This is a genomic window from uncultured Pseudokineococcus sp. (genome assembly GCF_947499845.1).
Classification (GTDB): domain Bacteria; phylum Actinomycetota; class Actinomycetes; order Actinomycetales; family Quadrisphaeraceae; genus Pseudokineococcus.
The window spans coordinates 26,017-46,727 of the sequence record NZ_CANMPM010000001.1; the positions used below are offsets into that span (position 1 = coordinate 26,017).

Consider the following 20,711-nt stretch of genomic DNA (forward strand, 5'->3'; position numbering starts at 1 on the left):
GCCTCCCGCTAGCGTCCGCCGCGTGAGGCGTCATGGCTCGTGGCTCGTCCCGCTCGTCCTGGTCCCGGTGGTGTTCCTCCTGCCGCTCGCGGTGGTCGAGCTGCTGCCCGAGCCCACCGCCCTCGGCCCCGCGCTCGCCCGGCTGGCGGTCCTCCTCGTCGCCGTCGTCGCCCCTCTCGTCGCCCTCGGGCTCGCCGTCCGCGGCGGCTGGCGGACGTACGGCGCGTGGCGTCGCCGCAACGGCCACCTCCCGCCGGAGGAGGTGGCCCAGCGCCACCGCGACGAGCGCTTCCACCGGGCGTGGGCGGGGGCGGGGGAGGTGCGGCGCGCGCTGCTGCGCCGAGAACCGCCCGCTCAGGTACGGGTCTGGGACCTGGTGCCGGCGGAGGGGGAGGTCTTCTTCCTGGACGCCCCCGCCGTGTACTCCCGGTACTACGGGCAGGACGTGGCGTACACGCAGGCGTCGGGCTTCTACCTCGGCCCGCCCGCCTTCGTCCTGGCCGGCATGGGGCTGACGGCCGTGGGGAACGCCCGCCGTCGCTCCGCGGCCGAGCGGGAGGCGCAGGAGCGGTGGCGCGAGCACCAGACATGCCGCCTCGTCGTCTCGAACCAGCGCCTCCTGTGCTTCGCCGGAGGACGGTGGCTGAGCTTCTGGTACGGCGGGATGACCGCCGTCCATCCGGGCGTCCGCGAGTGGTCGCTCGTCTGCCAGTTCGACGGCGCGGCGCCGCTCGCCCTCAGCGGCGCCCCCGTGCCGGCGGCGGCGGTCATCACGACGATGGCGACCTTGGGGCTCGACGCCGTCGCCGAGCACCCGTCGCTGCAGGCCCTCGACGGCTGACGTCGTCCGCGGCGTCCAGCGCGTCCGCGGGGTGCACGATGTGCCGACGGACGAGGGAGGGCGCATGGCCGGCGAGGACGCGGCAGCGGGCGGGTTCAGCGACGACGAGCGCGCGGCGGTGCGCCAGCGCGCCGAGGAGCTGCGGAGCACGAAGGGGCTCAAGGGGGCCGCGCGGCTCGCCAAGGAGCTCGAGGCGTGCCTCGAGGCCGTCGACGCGCTGGAGGGGACCGACCGGCTCGTGGCGACGGAGCTGCACCGCGTCGTCACCGAGGAGGCGCCGCACCTGGCGCCGAAGACCTGGTACGGGTTCCCCTCCTACGCCCACGACGGCGAGGTCGTCGTCTTCTACCAGCCGGCGTCGAAGTTCGGCACCCGCTACGGCACCGTCGGGTTCCAGCAGGGCGCAGCCCTCGACGACGGGCCGATGTGGGCGACGTCGTTCGCGGTCGTCGACGTCGACGACGCCGTGCGGGAGCGCCTGCGCGAGCTCGTCCGGCGCGCGGCCCCGCCGCCGGGCTGAGGGCGCCGGGCCGGGGGAGGCCTACCCTGGACGCCGACATGGCTGACCAGCGCACCTCCGCCCGGAGCGGCTCCCGCCGCGGGCCGGGCCGACCCCCTCGTCAGGGTGAGAGGGGTCGTGGCGGCCAGGCCGGTCGCGGTCAGGGTGGTCGCGGCGAGCCCCTGGGGCAGCGCCCGGGCGCCCCACCGCCCCAGGACACCCCGCGCAGCGCGGCGCTGCGGGCCGCGCTCGCGGAGGTCGGCGTCGCCGACGCCCAGCGCCTCGAGCGGCGCCTCGACGGCGCGCTGCGCCGTCCGGGCCCCGAGCGCGACCCGGCGCTCGACCGGCTCGAGCCCGAGGTCGAGGCGGCCCGAGCGCGCCTGGCCGTCCGCCGCGCGTCCGTCCCGGCGCTGTCCTACCCGCCCGAGCTGCCCGTGTCCGGGGCGCGCGAGGAGATCGCCGCCGCCATCCGCGACCACCAGGTCGTCGTCGTCGCCGGGGAGACCGGCTCCGGCAAGACGACCCAGCTGCCGAAGATCTGCCTCGAGCTCGGGCGCGGGGCGCGCGGGATGGTCGGGCACACCCAGCCCCGGCGGATCGCCGCGCGCGCGGTCGCCGAGCGCGTGGCCGAGGAGCTGTCGGTGCCGCTGGGGGAGCAGGTCGGCTACGCCGTCCGCTTCACCGACCGGGTCAGCGACCGCACGCTCGTGTCCGTCGTCACCGACGGCATCCTGCTGGCCGAGGTGCAGCGCGACCCGCTGCTCTCGCGCTACGACACCGTCATCATCGACGAGGCGCACGAGCGCTCGCTCAACATCGACTTCCTGCTCGGCATCCTCCACCGGCTGCTGCCCCGGCGGCCCGACCTCAAGCTCGTCATCACCTCGGCGACCATCGACCCGCAGCGCTTCGCCGACCACTTCGCCGACGTCGCCGGCGAGGTCCCGGTCATCGAGGTCTCCGGGCGCACCTACCCCGTCGAGGTCCGCTACCGGCCCCTCGTCGAGGACGTCGACGAGGACGACGAGGACGAGGACGAGGACGACGACGCGGGGGGCGGCCGGGACGACGACCGGTCCGGCGGTCGGCCGGCGCGGGCGGCGAAGGACCCGGTCCAGGGCGTCTGCGACGCCGTCCGCGAGCTCGCCGCCACGGGCCCGGGCGACGTGCTCGTCTTCCTGCCCGGCGAGCGGGAGATCCGCGAGGCGTCCGACGCCGTCGCGCGGATGCAGCTGCGCGGCACCGAGGTGCTGCCGCTGTACGCCCGCCTGTCGGGCGCCGAGCAGCACCGGGTCTTCTCCGCGCACGGGCCAGGCGTCCAGCGGCGGGTCGTCCTGTCCACCAACGTCGCCGAGACGTCGCTGACCGTCCCGGGCATCCGGTACGTCGTCGACGCCGGGCTCGCCCGGGTCTCGCGCTACAGCGCCCGGCTGAAGGTCCAGCGGCTGCCGGTCGAGCCCGTCAGCCGCGCCAGCGCGGACCAGCGGTCGGGCCGGTGCGGCCGCGTCGCCGAGGGCGTCGCGATCCGCCTCTACAGCGAGGCCGACTACGACGGCCGACCGCGCTTCACCGACCCCGAGGTCCTCCGGACGTCGCTCGCCTCGGTCATCCTCCAGATGGCCGCGCTCGGCCTCGGCCGCGTCGAGGACTTCCCCTTCGTCGACCCGCCCGACCGCCGCCAGGTCGCCGACGGGCTCTCCCTGCTCACCGAGCTGGGCGCCATCGAGGACGACCTGGCGGCGGTCGGGCGCGCCGACGGCGGGGACCGGCGCGAGCGCGGCCCCGCGGAGCAGCGGCAGCTGCGGCTCACCCCGGTCGGCCGCCGCCTGGCGCGCCTGCCGCTCGACCCGCGCCTGGCCCGCATGGTCCTCGAGGCCGACCGGAACAGCTGCGTCGCTGAGGTCCTCGTCATCGCCGCCGCCCTGTCGGTGCAGGACCCCCGCGATCGCCCCGTCGAGCACCAGCAGGCGGCGGACGCCGCGCACGCCCGCTTCCGCGACGAGCGCTCGGACCTCCTCACCCTGCTGGCCCTGTGGCGCTACCTGCACGCCCAGCAGGACACCTTGTCCAGCAGCGCCTTCCGGCGGATGTGCAAGCGCGAGTTCCTCTCCTGGCTCCGGGTGCGCGAGTGGCAGGACGTCCACCGCCAGCTGCGGCAGCTCACGCGCTCCCTCGGGGTCGACGCGTCCTCCAGCGCGTCCTCCACCCCGGACGACGTCTCGACCGACGACGGGGCCGACACCCTCGGCGAGGCCGACGACGACGGACCGGGCGGGAGCGCGGACGACGCGCTGCCCGGGAGCGAGCAGCAGGTCGACGCCGACCGCGTCCACGCCAGCGTCCTCGCGGGCTTCCTGTCGAGCATCGGGATGCGCGAGGAGCGCGCGAAGGACCCGCGCGGGCAGCAGCGGCCGGGCGGCGAGGGGCGGCCGGAGCGCCGCGACCGCCGGGGCGTCGAGTACCTCGGCGCGCGGGGCGCCCGCTTCGCGCTGTGGCCGGGCTCGGTGCTGGCGCGCAAGCCGCCGGCGTGGGTCATGGCGGCCGAGCTCGTCGAGACCTCGCGGCTGTGGGCCCGCGGCGTCGCCGCCATCCAGCCCGAGTGGGTCGAGGCGCTGGCGGGCCACCTCGTCCGCCGCACGTACTCCGAGCCGCACTGGAGCAAGAAGCGGGCGTCCGTCGTCGCCTCCGAGCGCGTGCTGCTCCACGGCCTGCCGCTCGTGGCCGCGCGCACGGTGGCGTACGGGCGCGTCGACCCCGTGACCAGCCGCGACCTGTTCATCCGCCACGCGCTCGTCGAGGGGGACTGGGTGAACCACCACCGCTTCCTCGAGGACAACCGCGCGCTGCTCGAGGAGGCCGAGGACCTCGAGCACCGCACCCGCACGCGCGGCCTCGTCGTCGACGAGGAGGCGCTCGTCGCCTTCTACGACGCCCGGGTGCCCGCCGACGTCGTCTCCGGCGCGCACTTCGACCGCTGGTGGAAGGGCGAGCGCCGCCGGCACCCGGACCTGCTGACCTTCGACCCGGCGGCGCTGCTCGCCGACGCCGCCTCGGGGGTGCAGGTCGACGACTACCCGCTCGTCTGGCGGGTCGGGGACCTCGACCTGCGCGTCTCCTACCGCTTCGCCCCGGGGGAGGACGACGACGGCGCCACGGTCCACGTGCCGATCCGGGCGCTCGCGCAGCTGGACCCGGAGCCCTTCGCCTGGCAGGTGCCCGGGCTGCGGCACGAGCTCGTCACGGCGCTCGTGCGCGGGCTGCCCAAGGCGGTGCGGCGCCACCTCGCGCCGGCGCCCGACCGCGCGGACGCCGTCCTCGCCGTCGCCGGCCCGCAGGACGGTCCCCTGCTGCCCGTGCTCTCCCGCGAGCTCGAGCGGCTCACGGGCACCGCGGTGCCCCTGGAGGACTGGGACCCGGGCGCCCTGCCCGACCACCTGCGCGTCCGCTTCGCCGTCCACGACGGCGACGACGACGGCCGCGAGGGGTCCCCGGTGCTCGGCGCCGGCCGCGACCTCCTCGCGCTGCGCCGCGCGCTCGTCGCCGACGTCCGGCGGGCCGTCTCGGCGGCCGCCTCCGACCTCGAGCGCGGCGGCGCCCGCGACGCCGGGGCCGCCTTCGCGGGCGGCGCCCTCCCGCCGGAGGTCTCCACGGCCGGCGTGGCCGGCTTCCCCGCGCTGACCGACGAGGGTGACGCCGTGGCCGTCCGGGTGCACCCCACCGCGGCGGAGGCCCGGGTCGCCCAGCGCGCCGGCACCCGCCGGCTCCTGCGCCTCGAGCTGCCGACGCCCGGGAAGGACGTCGTGCGGCGGCTGTCGAACGCCGACCTCCTCGTGCTGGCCCGCAGCCCCCACGGCAGCACCGCGGCACTGATCGACGACTGCTGGGACGCCGTCCTCGACGACCTCGTGCGCCGCGCGGGCGGCCCGCCGACCGACCCCGAGGGCCACGCCGCCCTGCGCGAGCGCGCCCGCGCCGAGGGGCCCGCGGCCGTGGCCGACGTCGTCGCCGTCGTCGTGCGCGTCCTGCGCAGCGCCGGCGAGGCGGAGGCGGCCCTCGACCGGCTCGCCTCCTCCGGCGGGTCCGGGCTGCAGGCCCTGGCGGTGCGCCCGGCGCTCGAGGACGCCCGCGCCCAGCTGGCCGGCCTCGTCCACCCCGGCTTCGTCACGGCGACGGGGCGCGAGCGCCTGCCCGACCTGCAGCGCTACCTGCAGGCGCTGCTGCGCCGCCTGGCCGCCCTGCCGGCCGACGCCGCGCGCGACCGCGACCGCACCGGCGTCGTCGAGCGCGCGAGCGCCGACTACGCGCGCGCCGTCGCCGCCCTGCCGCCCGTGCGCCGCGGCGACGACGACGTCCGCGAGGTCCGCTGGATGCTCGAGGAGCTGCGCGTCAGCCTCTTCACGCAGGGCGCCGTCGCGACGCGCGGGTCGGCCTCGCCGCAGCGGGTCGCGCGCGCCCTCGCGAAGCTGCCCCTCGTCGAGGTCTGAGGCCGCCGGTCCGGCGTCCCGCGGCTCACGTCCGCAGGACCACCGGGTCCCCGACGGCGACCGGGCCGGGCCGCAGCACGCGCGCCCCGACGCCGAGGACGACCTCCCGCCCGGCCGGCCCCTCGACCACCCGGTCGCGGGCGAGCGCGCCGAGGAGGTCGTCGGCCGCCCGCTCGCCCGTGCCCGGCGTCCGCTGGACGACGGCGCAGCGCGCCACGCCCCCCGTGACCTCGAGGCGGGCGCCGCCCACGTCGAGGGCGCGCCCGTGCCAGGCGTCCTCGACGAAGGGCTCGGCCCCACGGGTGTCCACGAGGACGAGGGAGCGGAAGCGCTCGTCGTCCACCTCCGCGCCCGTGCGCCGGGCGAGCTCGCGCAGCGTCGACGTCGTGAGGAGGACCACGGGGTCGGCGTAGACGACGGCGCCCGGCCGCAGCACCCGCGCCAGCGCCACGGGGCGCCCGACGAGGTCCGACAGGGCGGCGTCCCAGGGCCCCGGCGCGAGCGCCACGGGGGCGGGCCGGCCCCAGTAGTCGGCGACGAGCGTCGTTCCGCCGTCAGGGGTGGGGCCGGGCACGTCCCAGGCGCCCTCGGGCAGCCCCAGGCGGAGCCCGCCGCCCGGCAGCGGCGCGGCGCGCACCCGCAGGAGCGCCGGCGTCCGCACCGTGCGCGCCACCAGCCACCGCTCGGCGCCGCCCTCGCCCGCCCCGCGGCCGGCCTCTCCGCGGTCGGACGGCTCCCGCTCGACGCAGCACCAGCCGCGGTCGCCGACGGCCCCGTGCCCGGCGACGTCGACCCGCGCGGGGCGGACGTGCGCCGCCCCCTTGAGCGGGGTGAGCCCCAGCCGGACCACGCGTCCCTCCACGCCGGCGACGATAGACCGCGCGGCCGACGCCTCCCTCGGCAGCGGTGGACGCACGACGCGGTGGACGGCGTCCTGCGTCCACCGCTGCCGCGGCGGCGCCGTCCTCGGCGGGGCCGGCCCCCGGCCTACCCTCGGGCGCGTGCCGACGCCTCCTGCCGACCGCCCCACCGCCGCGCCCGGACCCCTCGCGGGCGCCGTCCCGATCGCGACGGTGCGGCGCGGCGGCGTCGTCGAGTCCGCCCACCTCGGGCACGTCGTCCTCGTCGGTCCCGACGGCGCAGTGCTCGGCGGCCTCGGCGACCCGGACGCCCTCGTGCTGCCCCGCTCCTCCCTCAAGCCCGTCCAGGCCCTCGCGATGCTGCGCTCGGGCCTGCGCCTCGGCGGCGACCTGCTGGCGCTGGCGACGGCGAGCCACAGCGGCGAGGACTTCCACCGCGAGGGCGCCCGGCGCGTCCTCGCCTCGGTCGGCCTCGACGAGGGGGCGCTGCGGAACACCCCCGACCTGCCCTCCGACCCCGAGCTGCGCGCCCGCTGGCAGGCGGAGGGGCGCGCGCCGGAGCGCCTCGCCCAGAACTGCTCGGGCAAGCACGCGGCGATGCTCGCCACCTGCGTCGCCGCCGGGTGGTCGACCGAGGACTACCTGGACCCCGGCCACCCGCTGCAGCGGGCTGTCCTCGACGCCGTCCGGGAGATGGCGGGGGCGGACGCCGCCGGTACGGGCGAGCTGCTGACGACGGACGGCTGCGGCACGCCGCTGCCCGCCGTCCCGCTCTCCGGCCTCGCGCGGGCCTTCTCGCGCCTCGCGACGGCGGAGCGCGGCACGTCCGAGCAGGCCCTGGCGAAGGCCGTCCGCGACTTCCCCGTGTGGGTCGGCGGCACGCACCGCGACGTCACGGCGCTCCTGCGGGGCGTCCCCGGGCTCATCGCCAAGGACGGCGCGGAGGCGGTCTACGCCGCGGCGCTCCCCGACGGGCGCGCCGTCGCCCTCAAGGTGCTCGACGGCGGGGACCGTGCCCGCCCCGTCGCCATGGCCGCGGCCCTGCGGGCGCTCGGCGTCGACGCCCACGTCGTCGCGGAGCAGGCGACCGCGCCGGTGCTCGGGCACGGCGAGCCGGTGGGCGAGGTCCGCGGCGTCGACGTCCCGCTGCTGCCGTGAGGGCGGTGCTCCAGCGCGCCAGCCGGGCGCGCGTCGTCGTCGACGGGGAGGTCGTCGGCGCCGTCGACCCGCCGGGCGGGCAGGCGCTCGTGCTCCTGGTCGGCGTCGCGCGCGACGACGGCCCGGAGCAGGTGGCCGCGCTCGTGCGGAAGGCATCGGAGCTGCGCGTGCTGCGCGGGGATGCCTCCGCGGTGGACGTCGGGGCGCCCGTCCTCGTCGTCAGCCAGTTCACGCTCCAGGGCGACACCCGCAAGGGGCGCCGGCCCAGCTGGTCGGCGGCCGCGCCGGGGGACGTCGCGGAGCCGCTCGTCGACGCCGTCGTCGCGGGCCTGCGCGAGCGCGGCCTCGAGGTGGCCACCGGGCGCTTCGGCGCCGACATGGCGGTCGAGCTCGTGAACGACGGGCCCGTCACGCTCGTGCTCGACGTCTGAGTGGTCGGCGACCGACCGGGGGAGGGGCCGGTCGGTGGACGCCTCGGCGGGCGGGGGGCCGCCCGCCCGTACGCCCGCCTACGCTCCTCCCATGAGCTTCTTCGCGGCCCAGGGGTACGTCACGCTCCTCCTCGGGCTGGCGGTGCTGGCGGTGTGCGTCTTCGCCCTCGTCGACGCCGTCCGCCGACCGGCGGGCGCCTTCGCGGCGGCGGGCAAGCTCACGAAGACCAAGTGGGTCGCCATCCTCGCCGTGGCCTCGCTCATCAGCTTCGCCGGGCTCGGCGGCCTCGGCCTCATCGTCATCTCCCTCGTCGCGGCGGGTGTCTACCTCGCCGACGTCCGCCCCGCGCTGCGCTCGGTGGGCGGCGGCCGCAGTGGCGGCTCGGGCCCGGTCGGCTGGTAGCCCCGGTCCTCGCGAGCGTCCGGCGGGGTGGCGCGGAGAGGCACGTCAGGCCGGCGCCCCGCCCCCAGCGCGAGGCGACCACGTCGCGCCGAGCCAGTGCCCGGAGCGCCGCGCCGCCGGACGCGGACCCGACCGCGCGCCCCGTCCTCCTGCCCGAGCGATCCCTCCGGAGTCCTCCTCAGCCGGCGACGGCCGACCAGGCCACGGCGAGCTCCCCGAGGCGCCAGCGCCGCGGCCCGCCCCCGGGGGCGCGGTCGAGGACGGGCCACCCGGCGTCGCGCAGGCCGCGGCAGGTGGCGAGCCACCGCTGCCGCGGGCCCCAGGGGGCCAGCGGGGCGGCCCGGGCCCAGGCGGCGTCGAGGGCCGCCAGCAAGGCGTGCACGCGCGAGCCGGGCACGTTGTCGTGGATGAGCGCCTTCGGCAGGCGCTCGGCCACCTCGGACGGCCGGGTCAGGTCGGCCAGGCGCACCGACACGACGAGCTGCTCCGGCCCCGCGGTGCCGACGACCGCCCACGCCGCGCGCCGCCCCAGCTCGTCGCACGTCGCGTCGAGGAGCAGCCCGCCGGTAGCGAGGCGACCCGTGACGACGGCCCAGGCGGCGGGCACGTCCGCCGCGGCGTACTGGCGCAGCACGTTGGCGGCGCGCACGAGCACCGGGCGGCGTCCCGCCACGGGGCCGCCCAGCTCGAAGCCGCCGACGCCGAAGGACACCCCGCGCGCCCGGTCGGCCGGCACCGCCCGCAGCGAGGCGGCGGCGTGCGCGGCGCGGGCCGGGTCGACCTCGAGGCCCACGACCTCCACGTCGGGGCGGACTCGGCGCAGCGCGCGCGCCAGGTGCAGCGTCGTCACCGCCGACGACCCGAAGCCGAGGTCGACGACGAGGGGGTCCGCGGCCCCCCGCAGGAGGGCCGCCCCCGGCCCCGCCAGCCAGCGGTCGGTGCGGCGCAGCCGGTCCACGCCCGTGGTGCCGCGCGTCGGCACGCCGAGGGGGCCCTGCGCGCGGCCCCGGCGCCCCGCGGCGAGCGCGCCCGCGGGGACGGCGGCGGAGGACGGCGCGGGCACGCGCCCATCCTCGCGGCTCGGGCGCAGGGGCGTGAGGGCGTAGGTTCGTCCCCGTGGACGCGAGCTCGCCGCGGGGGCCGCGCCGGGTCGCGCTGGTCTCGGCGCACACCTCACCCCTGGCGCAGGCGGGCACGGGGGACGCGGGCGGCCTCAACACCTACGTCGTCGGCCTCGCGCGCGGGCTCGCCGCCCGGGGCGCGGAGGTCGACGTCGTCACGCGCGCCACGGCGCCCGACCAGCCGCCGGTGCACGCGGCGTCCCCGGGCGTGCGCGTCGTCCACCTCGCCGCGGGCCCGCCGCGCGAGGTCGACAAGGAGGAGCTCCCGGCGCTCGTGGGCGAGATGGCCGAGGCCCTCGTCGCCGCGGCGCCGCCCGGGGGCTACGACGTCGTCCACACCCACTACTGGCTCTCCGGCGAGGTCGGCCGTCGCGCCGCGGGCGCCTGGGGCGCGCCGCTGGTCCACAGCATGCACACGATGGCGCTGGTCAAGGACGCCCACCGCGGGCCCGGCCAGCCCCTCGAGCCGGCGGAGCGCGTCCGCGGCGAGCGGGGCCTCGTCGCGGCGGCCGACGGCCTCGTCGCGAGCACGGCCGACGAGGCCCGCGAGCTCGTGGAGCTCTACGGCGCGGACCCGGCCCGCGTCGCCGTCGTGCCGCCCGGGGTCGCCCTGTCCGCCTTCGGCCCGCCGGCGGACGCCGCGGCGCGGACGGCCGAGCGGGAGGGCCTCGGCCTCGCGCCCGCCGACCGTGTCCTGCTCTTCGCCGGCCGCCTCCAGCCGCTCAAGGGGCCCGACGTCCTCCTGCGCGCGGCGGCGGAGCTCATCGCGGCGGACCGCACTGCGGGCGGCCCGGCCGGGGTCGGCCGCCTCGTCGTCGTGGTCGTCGGGGGCCCCTCCGGCCGCGGCGCGGGCCGCAGCGCGCGGGAGGACCTGCGCTCGCTCGCCGCCGGGCTGGGGCTCGTGGGCGGCCCGGGCGGCGACGTGCTGCGGCTCGTCGACCCGCTGCCGGCGCCCGAGCTGGCCCGCTGGTACCGCGCGGCCGACGTCGTCGCCGTCCCCTCGCGCACGGAGTCCTTCGGGCTCGTGGCGCTCGAGGCGCAGGCCTGCGGCACCCCCGTCGTCGCGACGGCGACCGGCGGCCTGCGGACGGCGGTGGCGGACGGGCGCACGGGGCTGCTCGTCCCGGACGCCGACCCGCGCCGGTGGGCGGCGGCGCTCGGCGCGCTCCTCGACGACGAGCCGCGGCGGCGGAGCCTCGGAGAGGCCGCCGCCGTGCACGCGGCCGGCTTCAGCTGGGCGCGGACGGCGGAGCGCACGCTCGACCTCTACGGCGCCGCCGCGGCCCGGCGCGCGGGCGGCGCCGCGGGGCGCCCCCGCGCCCGCGTCACCTGCGGCTGACCGCGGCGCCGCCCCTAGGGTTGGCGGCATGTCGACCACCACGGGCGCGCGCGGCGCGTCGATGACCCTGGTGCTGCTCCGCCACGGCGAGAGCGAGTGGAACGCGAAGAACCTCTTCACCGGCTGGGTCGACGTGCCCCTGTCGGAGAAGGGCGAGGCGGAGGCCCGCCGCGGCGGCGAGCTGCTGGCCGCCGAGGGCCTCCTGCCCGACCTCGTGCACACCTCGCTCCTGCGCCGCGCGATCACCACCGCCAACCTCGCCCTCGACGCGGCCGACCGGCACTGGGTACCCGTCACGCGCTCGTGGCGCCTCAACGAGCGCCACTACGGCGCGCTGCAGGGCAAGGACAAGGCCCAGACGCTGGAGACGTACGGCGAGGAGCAGTTCATGCTCTGGCGCCGCTCGTACAGCACGCCGCCCCCCGAGATCGACGCGGGCGACGAGTTCAGCCAGGCCGGCGACCCCCGCTACGCCGACCTGGGCGACGACATGCCGCGCACCGAGTGCCTGCAGGACGTCGTCGGCCGGATGCTCCCGTACTGGGACTCGGCGATCGTCCCCGACCTGCGGGCGGGCCGCACCGTCCTCGTGGCGGCGCACGGCAACTCGCTGCGCGCGCTCGTCAAGCACCTCGACGGGATCAGCGACGACGACATCGCCGGCCTCAACATCCCCACCGGCATCCCGCTGCTCTACGAGCTCGACGAGGACCTGAACCCCACCACCCCGGGCGGGCGCTACCTCGACCCCGACGCCGCGGCCGAGGCGGCCGCCGCCGTCGCGGCGCAGGGCCGCAAGAGCTGACCCAGCACCGCTCCTGACGACCGAGGGCCCGCACCGCTCCAGCGGTGGGGGCCCTCGGTCGTCGTGCGAGGTGCAGTCGTCGGCGCGGCGTCAGCTCGCGACGGGCTGGACCGGCTTCATCCAGTCGCCCGTCACGAGGAAGCCGACGCGGCGGACGACGGAGACGGCGTGGTCGCCGTAGCGCTCGAAGTAGCGGCTGCACAGCGTGATGTCGATGGTGCGCTCGGCGCTCTCCTGCCACTCCGGCGCCTGCATCGCGGCGAAGACCGAGCGGTGCAGCTCGTCGAGGCGGTCGTCGTCGCGCTCGACCTGCGCGGCGAGCTCCAGGTCGCGCGTGGCGATGACGGTGCCGGCGGTCGTCGCGATGCTCGCCGCGGCGTCGCCCATGGCGGAGATGGTCGGCACGAGCGACTCGGGGACGACGAGGTGCGGGTGGCGCAGCCGCGCCTGGCTCGCGACGTGGCGCGCCAGATCACCCATGCGCTCGATGGACGTCGACATCCGCAGCGCCGACACGACGACCCGCAGGTCGGTGGCGACGGGCGACTCGCGCGCCAGGAGGGCGACGGCCCGGTCGTCGAGGTGGCGCTGCTGGGCGTCGATCTGGGCGTCGGCGGAGATGACGCTCTCGGCCAGCGCGAGGTCGCCCTCCAGCAGCGCCTGCGTCGCGTTCGCCATCGCCGCGCTGACGAGACCGCTCATCTGGGTGAGCTGCTCGGCCAGGGACCGCAGCTCGTCGTGGAAGACCTCTCGCATGGCCGAAGCGTCGCACCGGTCGATGAACGGAGTCGACCCCGCCGGTGAACGCCGGGCGACCGGGCGGTGCCGGTCGCGCCGCGGGCTCCGGGCGCCCCGCGGCCGGTCCTACGCTGCGGGCCGTGGACGGCTCCTGGACTCCTGCGCTCGCGGGCCTCGTCGGGGTGCTCGTGGGGGTCGTCGGCGTGCTCGCGCCCCGGTGGGGCGCCCGCCGGCCGGAGCCGGAGCCGCCCCCGGAGGACGACCTGCCGACGGGCGCCGCCGACGTGCTGGCGGTGCTGTCCTCGGCGGTCGTCGTCGTGGACGTGGCGGACGTCGTCGTGCGGGCCAGCGCCGCCGCGCACGCCTTCGGGCTGGTGCGCGACCGCGAGCTCGTGCACCCCGAGCTGGCCGGTCTCGTCACGCGCGTGCGCCGCGACGGGGAGATCCGCGACGCCGAGATGTCGCTGCCGCGCGGGCCCTTCGTGGCGCCGGGCGCCGACGGCGCGGGCGTCCTCGTCGTCGGCGTGCGCGTGGCCCCCCTCGGCTCCCTCCACGTGCTCGTCCTCGTCGAGGACCGCACGCAGGCCAAGCGCCTGGAGGAGGTGCGCCGCGACTTCGTCGCCAACGTCAGCCACGAGCTGAAGACACCGGTCAGCGCCATCGCCCTGCTCGCCGAGACGATGGACGACGCCGCCGAGGACCCGACCGCGGTCCGACGCTTCGCGCAGCGGATGACCCGGGAGTCCCAGCGCCTGTCGGCGCTCGTGCAGGAGATCGTCCAGCTGTCGCGCCTGCAGGACGCCGACTCCCGCCACCAGCCGGTGCCGGTCGACGTCGACGAGGCCGTCCTCGAGGCGGTCGACCGCACCCGGCTCGTCGCCGACGGCCGCGGCGTCCGCATCACCACGCGCCTGGCCCGCGAGGGCGACGGCGGCGGCCCCGGCGGCGCCCCGCCGGCGGAGGTCTGGGGGGACCGCGAGCTCGTCGTCACCGCCGTGCGCAACCTCGTCGACAACGGCGTCTCCTACTCGGACGCGGGCACCCGCGTGGCCGTCGTCGTCACGGTGGTCGACGAGCGCGTCGAGGTCGTCGTCAGCGACCAGGGCATCGGCATCCCCGAGTCCGAGGTCGGGCGCGTCTTCGAGCGCTTCTACCGCCTCGACCCGGCTCGTTCGCGGGCCACCGGCGGCACGGGCCTCGGGCTGTCGATCGTCAAGCACGTCGCCGCCACCCACGGCGGCGAGGTGGGCGTGTGGAGCAGCCCCGGCGAGGGGTCGACCTTCACGCTCCGCTTCCCCCTGCGCCGCGAAGAGGACGACGGGGACGGCACCTGACCCACCTGCTCGCCGGCGCCCGCGCACCCGTGCGGCGCCCACCGTCGACCCGGGAGGACCCCGCGTGACCCGCATCCTGCTCGTCGAGGACGAGGAGTCCCTCAGCGACCCCCTCTCCTACCAGCTCGGCCGCGAGGGGTACGAGGTGGCCGTGGCCGCCGACGGCCCCTCGGCGGTGGCCGAGTTCGACCGCGCGGGAGCCGACCTCGTGCTCCTCGACCTCATGCTCCCGGGGCTGCCCGGCACCGAGGTGTGCCGGCAGCTGCGGGCCCGCAGCGCCGTCCCCGTCATCATGCTGACGGCCAAGGACAGCGAGGTCGACGTCGTCGTGGGCCTCGAGCTCGGGGCCGACGACTACGTGACGAAGCCGTACTCCTCGCGCGAGCTCCTCGCGCGCATCCGGGCGGTGCTGCGCCGCCGCGGCGAGCCGGAGGAGGACGACGACGCCGGCGCCCTCGCCGCCGGCCCGGTGCGCATGGACGTCGAGCGCCACGTCGTGACGCTCGACGGCGAGCCGGTGGCCCTGCCGCTCAAGGAGTTCGAGCTGCTCGAGGTGCTCCTGCGCAACGCCGGCCGCGTGCTCACCCGCGGCCAGCTCATCGACCGGGTGTGGGGCGCCGACTACGTGGGGGACACCAAGACCCTCGACGTCCACGTCAAGCGGCTGCGCGCGAAGATCGAGGAGGACCCGGCCTCGCCGCGGCGTCTCGTCACCGTCCGCGGGCTGGGCTACAAGCTCGAGGGCTGAGGGCGACGGCCCCCGCCGCGCGGCCGGGCGGCGGGGGCGGCCCCGGGACCAGGTCCCGGGGCTCGATACGCGGGAACGATGAGCCCGGCCGCCCGGGCCGGTCGTCACGGGGGAGGGCCGGTGGTCGGCCCCGTGAGCGGAGGCGCCATGACGACCGAGATGTGCCCGTACCTGCACCCCCGGGGGAGCGTGCGGGAGGCGCTCGCGGCCTACCGGCGCGCCCTCGGCGGTGCGGAGCCGGCGACGACGACGTAAGGCTCGCTGGGGATGGACGACCCCGCCGTGCGCGACATGGTGGCCAACGCGGTGCCCCGCACGGAGCTGGGAGGCCCGCTCATGGTCTCCGACCTGCCCCCGGGGGCGGACGAGCCCGCGGGCGTCGCGTGCCTCTTCGGCGACGACGAGCCGGCGCTCCGACGGGCCTGGGACGTCCTCGCCGAGGGCGCCGAGGTGTTCGCGCCGCTGGAGCCCTCGCCCTGGGGCAGCCTCTTCGGCTCGCTGCGCGACCGCTGGGGCGTCAGCTGGCTCGTCGACGTCGACGGGGCGGCCGCCGCGGGCTGACCGACCCCCGCACGGCGGGAGGGCCCCGGACCGGACCGCTCGGCGGTCCGGTCCGGGGCCCTCCCGGTGCGGCGGCGGCGCTGCGTCAGCCGTCGCTGCTGCCGGGCTCGGTGAGGGTGTCGTCGCCCGCGGACTCGGCACCGGACCCGCCGCCGGACTCGGGGTCGTCGCCGACGCCGACGGGGCTGCCCTCGGGCTCGCCGGCGAGGGTGGCCGTCGCGCCGCCCGGGGTCGGGGTGGGGGCCTGCGTGGGGACCAGGGTCTGGTACTCGGGCAGCGAGCCGTCGAGCAGCGGGGTCTCGACCTCGAGGACCGCGCCTTCGAGCACCATCGTGACGGGCACGAGCTCGCCGGGGACGGCGCCGACCGGGTCGGCGACGAGGTCGCCCGAGACCTCGGCGCCCTCGGGGAGCTCCTGGCTGCCGAGGTCCTCCGTCTGCTGCTCGCCGAGGGGGACGCTGCTGCGCGCCGGGACGGTCACCTCGCCGGACAGGCCGCCCGGGCCGGAGACCTCGACGACGACCTCGTCGAGGCTGTCGTTGACGAGGACGCCGTACAGGCGCGCCGGGCCGTCGGCCTCCGGGCCGATGAGCAGGAGGTTGCGCACGAGCAGCGCTGTGCCCGGGCCGTCGGCGTCCGTCTCCGAGAGCGGGAAGTACGCCTGGACGCCGTCGGAGGGCGCGTACTGCAGCTCCGTCGAGAACTGGTTGACGACGGGCGAGACGGCGCACCCCGCGCTGGCCGAGACCGCGGCGGCGGCGAGGACCACGGCGGCCGCGCGGCGCGCTGCGGGACGTGTCGGGCGGGGCACGGGCGTCTCCTCGGGTCGGTCGCGACGTCTGGGGCGGAGCGTAGCCGTGGCGGGTCGCGACAGCGCCCGCGGGCTCGCCGGGCCGTCGTCCGAGGGGGTGCCGCAGCACGCCGCGGGGGCCGCTGTCAAGGCCTGCGGGACGCCGTTCTCGGGCTCTACGAGCCTCTGACCTGCGACGATGCTCGCTCGAGCGCCCGGGGGCACTGCTTCGCCGTGGTAACCTCGAGGTCACGAAAGGGGAATAGAGCAGATGGCTTTCACTGTCGGCGAGACTGTCGTGTACCCCCATCACGGGGCGGCCCTGATCGAGGAGATCAAGACCCGGATGATCAAGGGGGAGGAGAAGCTCTACCTCCGCCTCAAGGTCCCCCAGGGAGACCTGACCATCGAGGTCCCCGCGGAGAACTGCGACCTGGTCGGCGTCCGCGACGTCGTCGGCAAGGAGGGCCTCGACCGCGTGTTCGAGGTCCTGCGCGCCCCCTACACCGAGGAGCCGACCAACTGGTCGCGCCGCTACAAGGCGAACCTCGAGAAGCTCGCCTCCGGCGACGTCATCAAGGTCGCCGAGGTCGTGCGCGACCTGTGGCGCCGCGACCAGGACCGCGGCCTGTCGGCCGGCGAGAAGCGCATGCTCGCCAAGGCCCGCCAGATCCTCGTCTCCGAGCTCGCGCTCGCGGAGAAGACCGAGGAGACGAGGGCCGAGGCCATCCTCGACGAGGTCCTCGCGTCCTGAGCACCGCACCGCAGACGGAGCCCGTCGCCCCCCGGGGGGCGACGGGCTCCGTGCGTGCCGGGGGCCCGGGTGGTGGCCCAGGCGGTGGTGGCCCAGGTAGTGGTGGCCCAGGCGGCGAGGGCGCCGCCGCGTGCGTCCTCGTCGCCGCCGGGAGCGGCACCCGCCTGGCCGCGGGGCGGCCGAAGGCCTTCGTCGCCGTGGGCGGCGCCCCGCTGCTCGTCCACGCGGCCGCGGGCCTCGCGGCCTCGGGCGCCCTCGACCGGGTGGTCGTCGTCGTCCCCGCCGGGCTGGAGGACGAGGCGCGCCGCCTGCTGGCGGAGGTGCCGGGGATGCCCCCGACGGACGTCGTCGAGGGCGGCCCCAGCCGGCAGGCGTCGGTGGCGGCGGGCCTCGGCGCCCTCCCCGCGGGCGCCGACGTCGTCCTCGTCCACGACGCGGCGCGGGCCCTGGCCCCGGCCGACCTCGTGCGGCGCGTGGTCGCGGCGGTCCGCCCGGGCGGCCACGAGGTCGTCGTGCCCGCGGTGCCCGTCTCCGACACGCTGCGCGACGTCTCGGGCGGCGTCGTCGACCGTTCACGCCTGCGGGCGGTGCAGACGCCGCAGGGCTTCACCGCCGACGTCCTGCGCCGGGCGCACGTCGCGGCGGCCGTGGGGGAGGGCGCCACCGACGACGCCGGCCTGGCCGAGGCGGCGGGCTCGCGCGTGCACCTCGTCGAGGGCGACGCCGAGGCGTTCAAGGTCACCGGCCCGCTCGACCTCCTGCTCGCCGAAGCCGTGCTCGCGCGGCGCGCGGCGGGCCCGCTCTCGACCTCGTCCTCGGGCGCGCCGTCGTCGGCCGCGCGGGGGCCTGTCGGCGGGGCGACGGCGTGAGCGCCGCCGCCGACGACGACGGGGCCGTGCCGTCCGAGCACCCCCTCTCGTCGACCGCCGGGCCGACCGCCGGGCCGACCGCCGGGCCGACCGCCGGTGTGCCGCGGGTGGGCACGGGCGTCGACGTGCACGCCTTCGCGCCGGAGGGCTCCGACCGCGAGCTGTGGGTCGCCGGCCTGCGGTGGCCGGGCGAACGCGGCCTCGACGGGCACTCCGACGCCGACGTCGTCGCGCACGCGGCTTGCGACGCCCTGCTGGCCGCCGCGGGGATCGGCGACCTCGGGCAGCACTTCGGCACGGCCGAGCCGCAGTGGGCCGGGGCGTCCGGCGCGACCCTCCTCGCGGAGACGGCCCGCCGGGTGCGGGAGGCGGGCTTCGAGGTCGGCAACGTCTCCGTGCAGCTGCTCGGCAACCGGCCGCGCTTCTCGCCCCGGCGCGCCGAGGCGCAGGAGGCGCTCTCGCGGGCGGTGGGCGCCCCCGTCGCGGTCTCCGCGACGACGACGGACGGGCTCGGGCTCACCGGCCGGGGCGAGGGCCTCGCGGCGGTCGCGACGGCGCTCGTCGTCCCCCGCTGAGACCCCTCGCCAGGGGCGCCTGCGAGGAGCCTCCGGCCAGGGGACCAGTAGCGGCCGCGGCCCGGCCTCAGCCGACCTCGGCGACCCGCACGTCGACGGCCTCGTGGACGGCGGCCACGGCCTCGCCGGGCGCGCGGCAGGTGAGCCGCGCCGGGGGGCGGCGGGTCCGCTCGACCGTGACGACGCTGAGGGCCGGCAGCGGGCCGGTGCCCCGGACCTCGACCTCCCACCGGTCGCGGCCCACCGGCACGGGCCGCCCGCCGCGGGCGTCGCGCACGGACGCGGGCCCGTAGCGGTCCAGGACGCCGATGACGGCGGCCTGGACGGCGGGCGGGCCGCTGCTCGTGCCGCGCAGGTGGCGCGTCGAGACCCGCCCGGCCAGGTGGTCCTCGACCACGCCCTCGGCGGACGCCGGGTCGAGGTCGCCGTAGTAGGCGCCGTCGGGCAGCACGAGGAGGTTGGGGGCGAAGCGGTCGCCGCCGACGTGCGAGCACTCCCACGTCGCCGCCGGCCAGCGGGCGGCGAGGGCCGCAGCCACCGGGCGCCCCCGGACGGCGCAGCACGCGTCGTGCCGCCCGTGGGCGCAGACGAGCAGCAGCGGGTCGCGCCCGGCGCCCGCGCCCTCGACGAGGGGCTGGCCGAGGGCGCGGGCGGCCTCCTCGAGGCCGGCGTCGAGACGACCGCGCTCCGCCGCGTCCGCGCCGAGCGCGTCGGGGTGCGCCGCGCCGGCGTCCCAGGCGCCCCACCGCACGAGGCCCGTCGGCTCGTCGACGACGGCCCAGGCCCGCGTCGCGGGGGAGGGGGCGCCGGGGCCCTGACCCGGCGCGGCGGCGCCCCGCACGGCGGGCCGCCGCACGAGCAGGACCCGCCCGCCCGCGGCCGCGGCGGCGTCGCGCAGCCGCTGCTGGAGCGCGGCGGGCAGCCCCGACCCGCCCAGCGCGTCCGGCGCCCAGGGACCGGGGTGCTCGACCAGCAGCCAGCGGCGCGTCCACGCCGCGGTCGCGCCGAGGGGGTCGCACCGGCGGCGCGCGTCGTCGGAGCACCGCGGCAGGTCGCGGCGCCGCTGCGGGGCGTCCGCGCTGCCCGGGTCGACCTGCGCGGGGACGACGACGCCCGGGCGCCCGGGGGACGGTGGCGCGCTCACCGGGGGACGAGGACCCCCGCGAGCACGAGGCGGCGCGCGAGGTCGGCGGGCGCAGGTGCGTCGAGGAGGGCCGCGTCGGTAGGGGCCGCGCCGGGAGAGCCGCCGTCCCCCGCGGCGAGGAGCGCCCGCACCGCGTCGACGTCGTCCGCGCCGAGCACGACGTCGCCCGCGCGGCTGCGCAGGACCGCGCCGTCCTCGCGCTCCTCGAGCACGGCGGCGAGGTGCCGGCGGAGCACGAGCCCCGACGCGTCGCCGGTCCGCTCGACCTCCTGCGCCGCGCGCAGCTGGGCGAGGGGGCCCACCGGCTCGGCGCGCTGGTTGGCACGCACCTGACCGGCGAGCGGGCGGGCGAGGCGCTCGGCGTCGACGGCCCGGACGGCGGCGAGGAGCCGCTCGCGCACGAGCTCGAGGTCGTCGGCGGTCGACGACGGGTCGTCGACGCTCACGCCGAGGGGGAGGGAGGCGCGCACCTCGGCGTCGTCGCCCAGGTCGGCCAGGGCGGCCCGCAGGAGCTGCTCGGCGAGGCCGTGGCGCGTCCAGGGGTGCACGCCGATGGTGAGGTGGGTGCTGACGTCGCCGAGGGCCGTCGCCGCGTGCAGGTAGCCGCGCGGCAGGTACAGGCAGTCGCCGGGGCGCAGGACGGCGTCGAGCAGCGGCTCGCGGGCGGCCTCGGCCTCGACCGCGGCGCGCCGCGCCGTCCAGGGCTGGTCGCGCAGCGGGCTGGGGTGCACGGGCTCGTGCAGCCGCCAGCGCTTCTCGCCCTCCACCTGGAGGACGAAGACGTCGTGGACGTCGTAGTGGTCGTCGAAGCCCCGCGACTGCGGGGGCGTGACGTAGGCGTTGACCTGCACGGGGTGGCCGAGGTCGGCCGCCAGCGCCTGGGAGAAGTCGACGAGCGCGGGCCACGTCCGGTGCAGGCCCTGCAGGACCATGGTCGACCCGTCGGCGAAGAGCCGGACGAGCTTGTCGTCGCTCACCTGGTCGCCCACGGTCGCGCCGACGCCGCCGCCCGCGGTGAACGAGCGGTCGGGCAGCGTGGTGCCCTGCTTGGCCACGCGCAGGAACGGCGTCCGCAGCCCCCGCGTGGAGACGAGCTCGTCCACGGCCCCGGCGGACAGGAGGTCCTCGAAGCCCCGCGGCAGGTCCTCGGCCCGCGTGAGCAGGGGGCGCTCGCCCCAGGTGGCGCCGAAGCCGTCCGCCGCCGCGCCGACCAGTCGTCGCAGCGCGGCGAGGCGCGGTGCGTCCTCGCCGGTCGCC

Annotated in this window: 21 protein-coding genes; 15 read left to right on the forward strand and 6 right to left on the reverse strand. The window is 78.3% G+C overall.

Going from position 1 to position 20,711, the window contains the following annotated elements:
* The first annotated feature begins 22 nt into the window (after nt 1-22).
* The 3 genes from Q0789_RS00115 to hrpA all read left to right on the forward strand — a co-directional run bounded on the left by Q0789_RS00115 (nt 23) and on the right by hrpA (nt 5,824).
* On the forward strand, nt 23-841 hold the full coding sequence (locus Q0789_RS00115) for a hypothetical protein (protein WP_298801174.1): 819 nt from the start codon (nt 23-25) through the stop codon (nt 839-841).
* A gap of 64 nt (nt 842-905) precedes the next feature.
* Nucleotides 906-1,361 carry a hypothetical protein gene (locus tag Q0789_RS00120; protein ID WP_298801175.1) on the forward strand — a complete coding sequence of 152 codons (456 nt, stop codon included), beginning with the start codon at nt 906-908 and terminating at the stop codon, nt 1,359-1,361.
* 38 nt (nt 1,362-1,399) lie between these two features.
* A complete protein-coding gene (hrpA, locus tag Q0789_RS00125; protein ID WP_298801176.1) occupies nt 1,400-5,824 on the forward strand; it encodes an ATP-dependent RNA helicase HrpA in 4,425 nt (1,474 codons plus the stop codon).
* A gap of 25 nt (nt 5,825-5,849) precedes the next feature.
* Here the strand turns inward: hrpA and Q0789_RS00130 are convergent, their stop codons facing one another.
* A complete protein-coding gene (locus tag Q0789_RS00130) occupies nt 5,850-6,686 on the reverse strand; it encodes an MOSC domain-containing protein (RefSeq protein ID WP_298801177.1) in 837 nt (278 codons plus the stop codon).
* A 139-nt stretch (nt 6,687-6,825) separates the two neighbouring features.
* Between Q0789_RS00130 and Q0789_RS00135 the strand changes: the two genes are divergently transcribed.
* The 3 genes from Q0789_RS00135 (at nt 6,826) to Q0789_RS00145 (ending at nt 8,676) form a co-directional block, all read left to right on the forward strand.
* Entirely contained in the window at nt 6,826-7,842 is a 1,017-nt protein-coding gene (locus Q0789_RS00135; RefSeq protein WP_298801178.1) for an asparaginase, read from the forward strand.
* Nucleotides 7,839-8,273, forward strand: a complete 435-nt coding sequence (dtd, locus tag Q0789_RS00140) for a D-aminoacyl-tRNA deacylase (RefSeq protein ID WP_366917575.1) — start codon at nt 7,839-7,841, stop codon at nt 8,271-8,273. The genes Q0789_RS00135 and dtd overlap by 4 nt, the downstream gene beginning before the upstream one ends.
* A gap of 91 nt (nt 8,274-8,364) precedes the next feature.
* A complete protein-coding gene (locus Q0789_RS00145) occupies nt 8,365-8,676 on the forward strand; it encodes a DUF2516 family protein (protein ID WP_298801180.1) in 312 nt (103 codons plus the stop codon).
* 178 nt (nt 8,677-8,854) lie between these two features.
* On the opposite strand, the gene Q0789_RS00150 is transcribed toward Q0789_RS00145, so the two are convergent.
* A complete protein-coding gene (locus tag Q0789_RS00150; protein WP_298801181.1) occupies nt 8,855-9,739 on the reverse strand; it encodes a class I SAM-dependent methyltransferase in 885 nt (294 codons plus the stop codon).
* Nucleotides 9,740-9,792: 53 nt separating this feature from the next.
* Between Q0789_RS00150 and mshA the strand changes: the two genes are divergently transcribed.
* Nucleotides 9,793-11,136 (forward strand): D-inositol-3-phosphate glycosyltransferase, encoded by a 1,344-nt coding sequence (gene mshA / locus Q0789_RS00155; RefSeq protein WP_298801182.1) that lies wholly within the window; start codon nt 9,793-9,795, stop codon nt 11,134-11,136.
* 28 nt (nt 11,137-11,164) lie between these two features.
* Nucleotides 11,165-11,941 (forward strand): phosphoglyceromutase, encoded by a 777-nt coding sequence (locus tag Q0789_RS00160; RefSeq protein ID WP_366917576.1) that lies wholly within the window; start codon nt 11,165-11,167, stop codon nt 11,939-11,941.
* Between the two features lie 90 nt (nt 11,942-12,031).
* Here Q0789_RS00160 and phoU read toward each other — a convergent pair whose 3' ends face one another.
* Entirely contained in the window at nt 12,032-12,697 is a 666-nt protein-coding gene (phoU, locus tag Q0789_RS00165; protein WP_171203484.1) for a phosphate signaling complex protein PhoU, read from the reverse strand.
* A gap of 122 nt (nt 12,698-12,819) precedes the next feature.
* Between phoU and Q0789_RS00170 the strand changes: the two genes are divergently transcribed.
* The 4 genes from Q0789_RS00170 to Q0789_RS00185 all read left to right on the forward strand — a co-directional run bounded on the left by Q0789_RS00170 (nt 12,820) and on the right by Q0789_RS00185 (nt 15,322).
* Nucleotides 12,820-14,013: an ATP-binding protein gene (locus tag Q0789_RS00170; RefSeq protein WP_298801183.1), complete on the forward strand. Its 1,194-nt coding sequence runs from the start codon at nt 12,820-12,822 to the stop codon at nt 14,011-14,013.
* 64 nt (nt 14,014-14,077) lie between these two features.
* Nucleotides 14,078-14,761: a response regulator transcription factor gene (locus Q0789_RS00175; RefSeq protein WP_171203483.1), complete on the forward strand. Its 684-nt coding sequence runs from the start codon at nt 14,078-14,080 to the stop codon at nt 14,759-14,761.
* A 132-nt stretch (nt 14,762-14,893) separates the two neighbouring features.
* The gene (locus Q0789_RS00180) at nt 14,894-15,016 is read left to right on the forward strand and encodes a hypothetical protein (RefSeq protein WP_298801184.1); all 123 of its coding nucleotides are present in this window, start codon (nt 14,894-14,896) and stop codon (nt 15,014-15,016) included.
* A 12-nt stretch (nt 15,017-15,028) separates the two neighbouring features.
* Nucleotides 15,029-15,322 (forward strand): hypothetical protein, encoded by a 294-nt coding sequence (locus Q0789_RS00185; protein WP_298801185.1) that lies wholly within the window; start codon nt 15,029-15,031, stop codon nt 15,320-15,322.
* Between the two features lie 85 nt (nt 15,323-15,407).
* Here the strand turns inward: Q0789_RS00185 and Q0789_RS00190 are convergent, their stop codons facing one another.
* Nucleotides 15,408-16,133, reverse strand: a complete 726-nt coding sequence (locus tag Q0789_RS00190; protein ID WP_298801186.1) for a hypothetical protein — start codon at nt 16,131-16,133, stop codon at nt 15,408-15,410.
* Nucleotides 16,134-16,383: 250 nt separating this feature from the next.
* Between Q0789_RS00190 and Q0789_RS00195 the strand changes: the two genes are divergently transcribed.
* The 3 genes from Q0789_RS00195 (at nt 16,384) to ispF (ending at nt 18,310) form a co-directional block, all read left to right on the forward strand.
* Nucleotides 16,384-16,866 carry a CarD family transcriptional regulator gene (locus Q0789_RS00195; RefSeq protein ID WP_298801187.1) on the forward strand — a complete coding sequence of 161 codons (483 nt, stop codon included), beginning with the start codon at nt 16,384-16,386 and terminating at the stop codon, nt 16,864-16,866.
* A gap of 50 nt (nt 16,867-16,916) precedes the next feature.
* Nucleotides 16,917-17,735 carry a 2-C-methyl-D-erythritol 4-phosphate cytidylyltransferase gene (ispD, locus tag Q0789_RS00200; protein ID WP_298801188.1) on the forward strand — a complete coding sequence of 273 codons (819 nt, stop codon included), beginning with the start codon at nt 16,917-16,919 and terminating at the stop codon, nt 17,733-17,735.
* 98 nt (nt 17,736-17,833) lie between these two features.
* Nucleotides 17,834-18,310: a 2-C-methyl-D-erythritol 2,4-cyclodiphosphate synthase gene (gene ispF / locus Q0789_RS00205; RefSeq protein WP_366917582.1), complete on the forward strand. Its 477-nt coding sequence runs from the start codon at nt 17,834-17,836 to the stop codon at nt 18,308-18,310.
* 67 nt (nt 18,311-18,377) lie between these two features.
* Here ispF and Q0789_RS00210 read toward each other — a convergent pair whose 3' ends face one another.
* Together Q0789_RS00210 and Q0789_RS00215 are read right to left on the reverse strand one after the other, a co-directional pair.
* A complete protein-coding gene (locus Q0789_RS00210; RefSeq protein WP_298801190.1) occupies nt 18,378-19,454 on the reverse strand; it encodes a sucrase ferredoxin in 1,077 nt (358 codons plus the stop codon).
* Nucleotides 19,451-20,677: a cupin domain-containing protein gene (locus Q0789_RS00215; RefSeq protein ID WP_366917583.1), complete on the reverse strand. Its 1,227-nt coding sequence runs from the start codon at nt 20,675-20,677 to the stop codon at nt 19,451-19,453. The genes Q0789_RS00210 and Q0789_RS00215 overlap by 4 nt, the downstream gene beginning before the upstream one ends.
* Nucleotides 20,678-20,711: the final 34 nt, after the last annotated feature.

Coding starts and splice junctions, on each gene's coding strand:
- Q0789_RS00120 (WP_298801175.1), top strand. CDS start 906: ATGGCCGGCGAGGACGCGGCAGCGGGCGGGTTCAGCGACGACGAGCGC.
- hrpA (WP_298801176.1), top strand. CDS start 1,400: ATGGCTGACCAGCGCACCTCCGCCCGGAGCGGCTCCCGCCGCGGGCCG.
- Q0789_RS00145 (WP_298801180.1), top strand. CDS start 8,365: ATGAGCTTCTTCGCGGCCCAGGGGTACGTCACGCTCCTCCTCGGGCTG.
- Q0789_RS00160 (WP_366917576.1), top strand. CDS start 11,165: ATGTCGACCACCACGGGCGCGCGCGGCGCGTCGATGACCCTGGTGCTG.
- phoU (WP_171203484.1), bottom strand. CDS start 12,697: ATGCGAGAGGTCTTCCACGACGAGCTGCGGTCCCTGGCCGAGCAGCTC.
- Q0789_RS00185 (WP_298801185.1), top strand. CDS start 15,029: ATGGACGACCCCGCCGTGCGCGACATGGTGGCCAACGCGGTGCCCCGC.
- Q0789_RS00195 (WP_298801187.1), top strand. CDS start 16,384: ATGGCTTTCACTGTCGGCGAGACTGTCGTGTACCCCCATCACGGGGCG.